Source organism: Microcoleus sp. S13_B4, assembly GCF_036700885.1.
In the GTDB taxonomy this organism is placed as follows: Bacteria; Cyanobacteriota; Cyanobacteriia; order Cyanobacteriales; family Microcoleaceae; genus Microcoleus.
This window is the reverse complement of the sequence record NZ_JAUBPU010000005.1, coordinates 175411-182706: the sequence shown is the minus strand read 5'-3', so window position 1 is coordinate 182706 and position 7296 is coordinate 175411. Positions and strand designations below refer to the sequence as shown.

The following is a 7296-nucleotide window of genomic DNA, read 5'->3' as shown; positions in this document are numbered from 1 at the left end:
TGGTCGCCCTGAACACGACTCGCGAACCGCAGCCCACCCGCACCCCATGTGACAGTCGGGGTGCGGAATGTGGGGTCAAACTCACAGCCGCTTCCATAATTAATTATTGTGAAATTTAGCAACCGCGCTGACGGTGAGGAGGTTATTAATGGTTGCAACTCTGGCTTTTATTGTCTTGTGCCGAATGACGAATGCTCCTGCTGCCGTATCAGCCCGCTCAAAACCGCAGACAAGCCACCGACTCCTGTCGTGGAGAGATCAAAATTTTAGACTCTTGTTCAACCTCCCAGATTCATCTGTGGAGTAAATATAAAATCTCAAATCGTTCGACTAAAGGCTCAAGCCGAAGTCTCAAATCTTAAATTGACTGACGAATACTGCATCAAGCGGTCCCGGACATACTCTCTCAACGAGAAACCCTGTTTCTTCCTAGATCCTTGGTGGCGCTGCTGCTTATTTTGGGTAGAAACCGGGTTGATTAGTGTAAGTCGGAAATTCGATCGAGCAGCATACTTTTGATAACTTTTCCAGCGGCAGCCTATAACCAATGGCCAGCAAAAACCCCACCCTGTTTGGAGCTAGGCCAAGAGGGTCTAAATTCAGCATTGCAGTGGGCGATCGCTTTTAGTGACGTTGTTGCAGGTAATTTTGCGACAGGGGAGTCCGTACCGCCGGGAGTAACTCTTCAGGTTTCGGGCCTCGCTGGTGCGAGTACCGCCACCCAAAAAAGCCACCACTCAAAGCAACGGGCAATAAGCAAAGCATTAGGGCCACAGATTTTTTCAACCCCGGTTTTTTTAACGGTTTTTGAGTCTGTGCAGCCGCGCGAGTTGCTTGGAGCACCGAACACTCAGAATTAGGAATAGAGGACTGCGAAGCCGTCGGTGAGTTCGGTGAATTCGTAGCATCGGGTCGATCGTTCTGGTGAACCCAATCCCTACGATCTTTTAATGGGTCGGGAAAGTATTCCCAGACTTCGCCGTCAGAACTGTCTGACTCATGTGATCGATTGGCTGGGATTGCGGGGTATTGGGCGATCGCCGAAACCGAAGACGGAGCCTTCCATTCTGTACCCGCGAGCGCCGTTTGCGTTCCCGGCGCGATTATGTGCACCATAGAACCGGATGTCGCACTGTGGGCTGGGGCGCCGGTCAAATAGCCGTCAAAGTCCGGGTGCTGGTAGAGAATGGGCAAAGCCCAGTATAGCTGGTGAGAACCGTAGGCAGAAATTAGCCCAGCTCTGGCCCGGCTCAGGCTGAGATCGACTGGATAGCCTTGATTGAGGTTGCGGTAAAACAACCGCGTCAGAGTTAGGGCTACATCGTCGGGGATGCTTTCTGCCATTGCTAGCACTGCCGGAATGCCCCGCTTCACTAGAGCTTCGGTTAAGTTCCGTTCCGGGCTGTCGTCCGCGAGGTCTGAGGGGTCGCCGTAGGCGCCGCGGCAGGAGTTGAACACGGCCATCTGAATACCGTTGTTAACGAGCAATCCAGCTAAGTCGTCGCCACTCAAGGTTTCGGTTAAGCCGGTGCGGCTGCTGACTAGGTAGAGTTCGCCACCCCTGGAACCTAAGTTGCTGTGGCCTGCGTAGTGCAGGACTTGGTAGTGTCCTTGTTCTAGGGCTTGGGTAAGTTGTTCTCGATCGGGCTGTTCGAGAATAGTCAGTTGAATTTCCGGGGAATGGGGGCTGTTTTTGAGAGGATTAGCGCTGCGGTTTTGGAGTTCTTGTTGCAGGTGGAGCACTTCTCGCTTGAGCTGCAAGCTGTCTCGATCGCTCGGAGACGCGATCGCCATTAAAATTTTTAGTGGCCCGCCACTAGGCACTATCCGGGTTTGTTTGAACAAACTTGTACCTGGTTGGTAGCGAGAAAACACGACATCTGTGCCGGTTGCCAAAGGGCGATCGCCGGCGTGCAGAACTTCCCACGGCAGTCGTGGCAAGCGCCGGCCTTTGAGTCCGAGTCGCAGTTGCAGGACTTCTCGGCGGTGCTGGGCGATGCCTTGGGCGCAAGTCCAGCTATCGCGCAAGTTTCCTTGAAACAGCCCGCTGTATAATTGTTGCCCCAGGGCTACTAAATTCGGCGCTGAGTTGTTTCCCGAACGGGAGAGGCCGCGACCCGCCAAATTGCTTCCCTGTACTACTTTTCCCTGGAGCAAGCCCACCAGCGGGTCGTTCATCAGTTGAGCAGACAGTGCAAGCCATTCGTCGATCGGCCAGCGGACTTGTTGTTCAGCTAAGGGTACACCGGGTGCAACCCTTTCTGTCCGCACTAGATATTCGTCGTCCCCAACAGGGGTGACTGAGAGTTGAAATTCCTGGCTCACGGATTTAGCGCCCTCCCGCCTTAATTCTGAATTTGCCTGCGTTTTTGTGGCTAGCAATAGCACTGGGCAACATATTTTTTACTCTTTTAATCAAAGTTTCTGAATGCGCTTCCCCCGATCGGGCGATCGCTGGCGTCATATATATTTGTTCAAACACTTTGAGGATATAAAAGTTGTACTTTAATAACAGTTTATTAGTTTTGATTGCCCTGTGGCTCGGTGAAAGCCGAATTTTCTCCAATCTTGCTATCTTTAACATTTTGCACCTCTACCGCAGACCCCTTTAGATTCGTCGTGAACTTGAGTTTCTCATTGCTGAGTAAAGTTAAATTGGAGGCACTTTACCAGGCGGATCTCTAGTTCTTATTAAAATTACTTCAGCTCTGGCCAACCGGTTTCAGGGCAATATCGCAGGGAAAGTTGAGTATTTTATTTTTTTTGGCGATCGGTCGATCGGTCTTTACGGCTTATCCTGTACCACCAACCCCCCATGTGTAATCTTGATTGTGTGTCAATTAATTAATTGGTCAGCCCTGGGTTCTCATCCGTAAGCCCTCCGCCCTCATCCTTAAGACCTCAGTGGCGATCGGTAATCGATAGTTGACCATCGATAATTGCTCATAATTTATTGCTAATTTACCGCTTTTATGATATAGAAAACTTTTAATTTAACTCTCTTAATCTAGTTAAAGTTAAACAGCAAAAATAAACGTAAGCAGCCAAGAACTCTCAACAATACAACGGCAATCAAATTATTCCGGTACTCTCAAGCAACCATCATTTTTGGCATCTAGAGGATTACACCTCATCAGGCCGGTTTCTCCGATAATTATTGGATTTGGTAGCCAATCCTTTACAAAGCAACTGGGTTTTGCAGGGTCGCCGTGGGCTATTCCCGCTCAAAATGCCGATCGAGCTTGCAACGGTCACCAAAAACGGATTCTGTGCTTATACTATTTCTTGGCAAATTTTGCAATCCTTCGTCAGATAGATATATTTTGGTAAAACTCTTAGTATTGAGCCAAAAAAAAAATTTTTTCTCAGTTCGCGAGGTTTCCTCGAATCGAGAGAAAATTGTGCAACTAAAAATTAGAACAAATATTTGCCCGGGTGAATTATCTAAATTTCTAATTACTCATCGGGAACTAAAATTAGAAGCGTACAGTCGTTTAGTCAAGAGATTCAAATCCTAAGTCAGGGAAGGATTTGTCAAAGCTGGGAGTGTTAGAAAAATTCAATGCACTCAGCCGAGCTCGGAAAAAAAGCAAGGGTAAAATTTGGGGGATACAGGTTTTGGGCCGTTATTTACGAGTTGTCAGTTGCGAGTTTAAATTCAGCTAATTCACTGTAGAAATTACGTAGAAAATCTACAATCCGAAGTCCTTCGGCGCTGCTTACTGTAGAAATTACCGAGAACATCTTAAATGCTCGGAGCTTCGGCGCAGCAATTACAGTGTAGGTTGCGGACTAATTAAGTTGGGTTCGCAATGGCAGAATATAAAACTCGCAACAGAGCGAAAAAAACCTTGCGGTTTAAGTGGCATCTATAATAGTAAAGATCAGGAGACCAGCTCCTGTAGCAGGCGAAAGCATGAAGTTAAATTTTTTTCTTCTGCAGCCTCCTGTTTGCTGATAAATTGATTCTAAGAAGCTTACCTTTTTTTGGGAAATATCAACGATGGCAGAAGAAAACTTGTTAGAAGAAAGCCCGAGAAAACTTTTTCTGGCTCAAGATGAAACACAAAAGCCTGTCGGGGATTTAGGCAACAACAGCGCTACCCTTTCCGATGAGGAGTTAGCCAAGTTAATTCAGGAAGCGCTTGCCGAAAACACCGACGGCGTTAAGACCAAATTTCCGAATCAGTCTAACGGTGCATCCGACACAGGTGCTGCTGATAACAGCCCAATTGCGGAATTTAACGGCGACACAAATAATGATGACAGCGGCATCGATCGCCGTCGAACCGTCATCGGTACTGATAACGATGACGTAATTGTCGCCACGGGCGATAACGAGGAGACATACGGCAAACAAGGCAACGACCAAATCAAAGGAAACCGTGGCAAAAAAAATAAAATCTACGGTGGTAAAGGTGAAGATGATTGCGAAGGCGGCGATGACGACGATGAAATAAAGGGCGATCGGGGCAACGACAAGGTTAAGGGCGGCAAAGGCGACGACAAGGTTAAGGGCGGTAAAGATAACGACAGCCTTTTTGGCGGTACCGGCAACGACACCTGCGAAGGCGATGACGGCGATGACTGGGTGCACGGCAACGAAGGAAAGGATGAGGTTGACGGCGGCGCCGGCAACGATACCATCTACGGCGGTAAAGACGACGACGATTGCAAGGGCGGCGCAGGCAACGATAACGTCCGGGGCGATCGGGGCAACGATACCGTAAATGGCGGCGAAGGCAACGATACCGTTAACGGCGGCAAAGATAACGATACCGTGGGCGGCGATGCCGGCAGCGACGTTTGCAATGGCGACGACGGCGACGACAGCGTTAGCGGCGGCATCGGCGACGATACCGTGATGGGCGGTGGCGACAGCGACAACGTTAGTGGCGACGACGGCGACGACAGCGTTAGCGGCGGCATCGGCGACGATACCGTACTCGGCGGTGCTGGCAGTGACAACTGTGCAGGCGACGACGGCGACGACAGCGTTGGCGGCGGCATCGGCGACGACAGCGTGATGGGCGGCGCGGGCAACGACGTTTGCAGCGGCGACGACGGCGACGACAGCGTGATGGGTGGTGCCGGCGACGATACCGTGATGGGCGGTGCGGGCAAGGATACCCTCGTTACTGGCGACGGCAATGACATGGCAGACGGCGGCCAGGGCGACGACAGCGTTGTTGGCGGCGGCGATGGCGAAGATACGCTGATGGGCGGCGACGGCAACGATACGCTGATGGGCGGTACTGGCAACCATACCTGTGTCGGTGGCGCTGGAGATGACGTTTTTGTCATGGGTAAACCTACTACTCCCGGCCGTTCTTCAGTCATCACTGACTACGAAGATGGCAAGGACAAGTTTAAGCTGATTGGCGACTTGAACTTTAGCGACTTGACGTTTGTACAAGCCGGTGACGATACCGAAATTCGGGCCAATAACGTCGCGCTGGCGCGATTGTTGAAGGTCAAGGCAACGCAGCTCGATGCTAGCGACTTTTTGGGAGTTAATGGTCAAACTCAAACTCCAACTCAAACTCCAACTCAAACTCCAACTTCCAACCCGATTTTTAACCCTCCGAAAGCGGGAGCTAATAAGAACCTGACTGCTGGTTCCAGCGGCGGCGAGCAAACTATTACTCCTGAGTTGTTGAGTTTTGTCGATGCCCAGCAAGGTTCTAGCAACATAGTCTTCAAGCTAACCGAGCTGCCCGATGCTACGACCGGCCAACTATTCTTTAAGGGAGTCGCCGTAACACAAGTCGGTTTTACCTTCACTCAAGCAGACATTAACGCAGGCTTGTTAAGTTTCAAAGCGAAACCAGGTTTTATCGGTCCGGCTGGTTTTGGTTTTGAAGTTAGCAACGGCAAAAACGCTCTCATCGGTCAGCGTTTTAGCTTGACAATCGAGCAAAATCTCTTTAAGTTTGGTGGCACTACAGCACCTCAAGTTATTGTCGGTTCTGCGACGCTGGACAACGACATCGAAGGCAGCGATGGTGACGATGACATTACAGCCGGCAAAGGCAAAGACAAAATCATCGGCGGCCCAGGCAAGGACAAAATTAAAGGCGGCGATGGCGATAACGATATCGACGGTGGCGATGACGATGACGAGATCGAAGTCGGTAAAGGCAAAAACAAACTAAAAGGAGGCTTGGGCAACGACAAAATTAAAGGCGGCGATGATGATGACTCGATCGAAGGCGGCCTAGGAATCAATACTCTCATTGGGGGTGCTGGAAAGGATCGCTTTATTTACCGTACTTCCCGCCAAGAGACTCAAACAGTTGCAGAAGCTGACTTGATTACTGACTTTAATGTCACTGACGATATTTTAGAGCTTTCTACGGCAGCTTTTGCTAATCTCACCGTTTCTAGCTTGACCCGACTGGATATTACTGCTACTACTGCTGTTGGGTCGATCGGCAGCGCTAATTTGCTCGACTTCACTGCGGATATTACTGTTAACAGCATCGCGACTTTGCAAGCGCGGTTTGTAGCTTTGGGTGGCAACCTAGACGCACCTACTTTCTGTCAGTTTACAGATGCCACTACGGGCCGTTCTGTACTGGTATTTTCTGTTGGGGCGCGCTTTGAAATTCTGACCAGTTTCTCGGCCAGCATTCGCCTGCAAGTCAGTAACTTTGTCTTCACCGGCCCCCCACTAAATATTCCTGTCGGCACTGCTGGCCCTGACAATGTGGATTTCACCACTTCTCCGGCCCCAGTTAATTACGATGGTTTAGCAGGCGATGACAAGATTGTCGGCAGCAATTTTAACGATAGCCTCAAGGGCGGCGACGGCAACGATACCATCACCGGCGGCCTCGGTTTGGATGTCATAAGCGGTGGCAGTGGTGCGGATCTGTTTGTTTACAGGACAACTAAAGAAGGCGGCGATAAAATTGCTGACTTTAAGTCTGGAACTGACAAATTCGAGTTTAGCGCGAGCGCTTTCGGGAATTTGACGACGACTAACTTTGACGCTGTAAGTGGTTCCAATCCGGACATTACTGGCAAAGAGTTAGTGATTTTCACAGGCGGAACTTATGCCTCTTTGGAAGCTGCACAAGCTAAGGCCCTGGGCAATTCTACAACTGCTGGTTTCTTCGCATTTACTAATGCCTCGAACGAAACAGTGTTGTATTTTGACGCCAACGGTACCGTAGCGGGTGGTTCTACCTTGATTGCGAATCTGGGTACGGCTGCTAGCAATCTGGGAACGGCGGACTTTGTATTTACAGGTACGATCGCACCTTCTGCCAATGGTACTACTACCAACTCAGG

General features: G+C 50.0%; 3 protein-coding genes. 1 reads left to right on the top strand and 2 read right to left on the bottom strand.

Annotated elements, in window-relative coordinates; all coding sequences use genetic code 11:
* Window positions 1-624: 624 nt before the first annotated feature.
* Both QT994_RS05440 and QT994_RS05435 read right to left on the bottom strand, forming a co-directional pair.
* Complete coding sequence (locus QT994_RS05440) at window positions 625-2325, bottom strand: CHAT domain-containing protein (RefSeq protein WP_333172368.1); 1701 nt, start codon at window positions 2323-2325, stop codon at window positions 625-627.
* A gap of 4 nt (window positions 2326-2329) precedes the next feature.
* Window positions 2330-2584, bottom strand: coding sequence for a hypothetical protein (locus QT994_RS05435; RefSeq protein ID WP_333047282.1), 255 nt, complete (start codon window positions 2582-2584; stop codon window positions 2330-2332).
* 1419 nt (window positions 2585-4003) lie between these two features.
* Between QT994_RS05435 and QT994_RS05430 the strand changes: the two genes are divergently transcribed.
* On the top strand, window positions 4004-7296 hold a 3293-nt coding region (locus QT994_RS05430; protein ID WP_333172366.1), incomplete at its 3' end, for a cadherin-like domain-containing protein.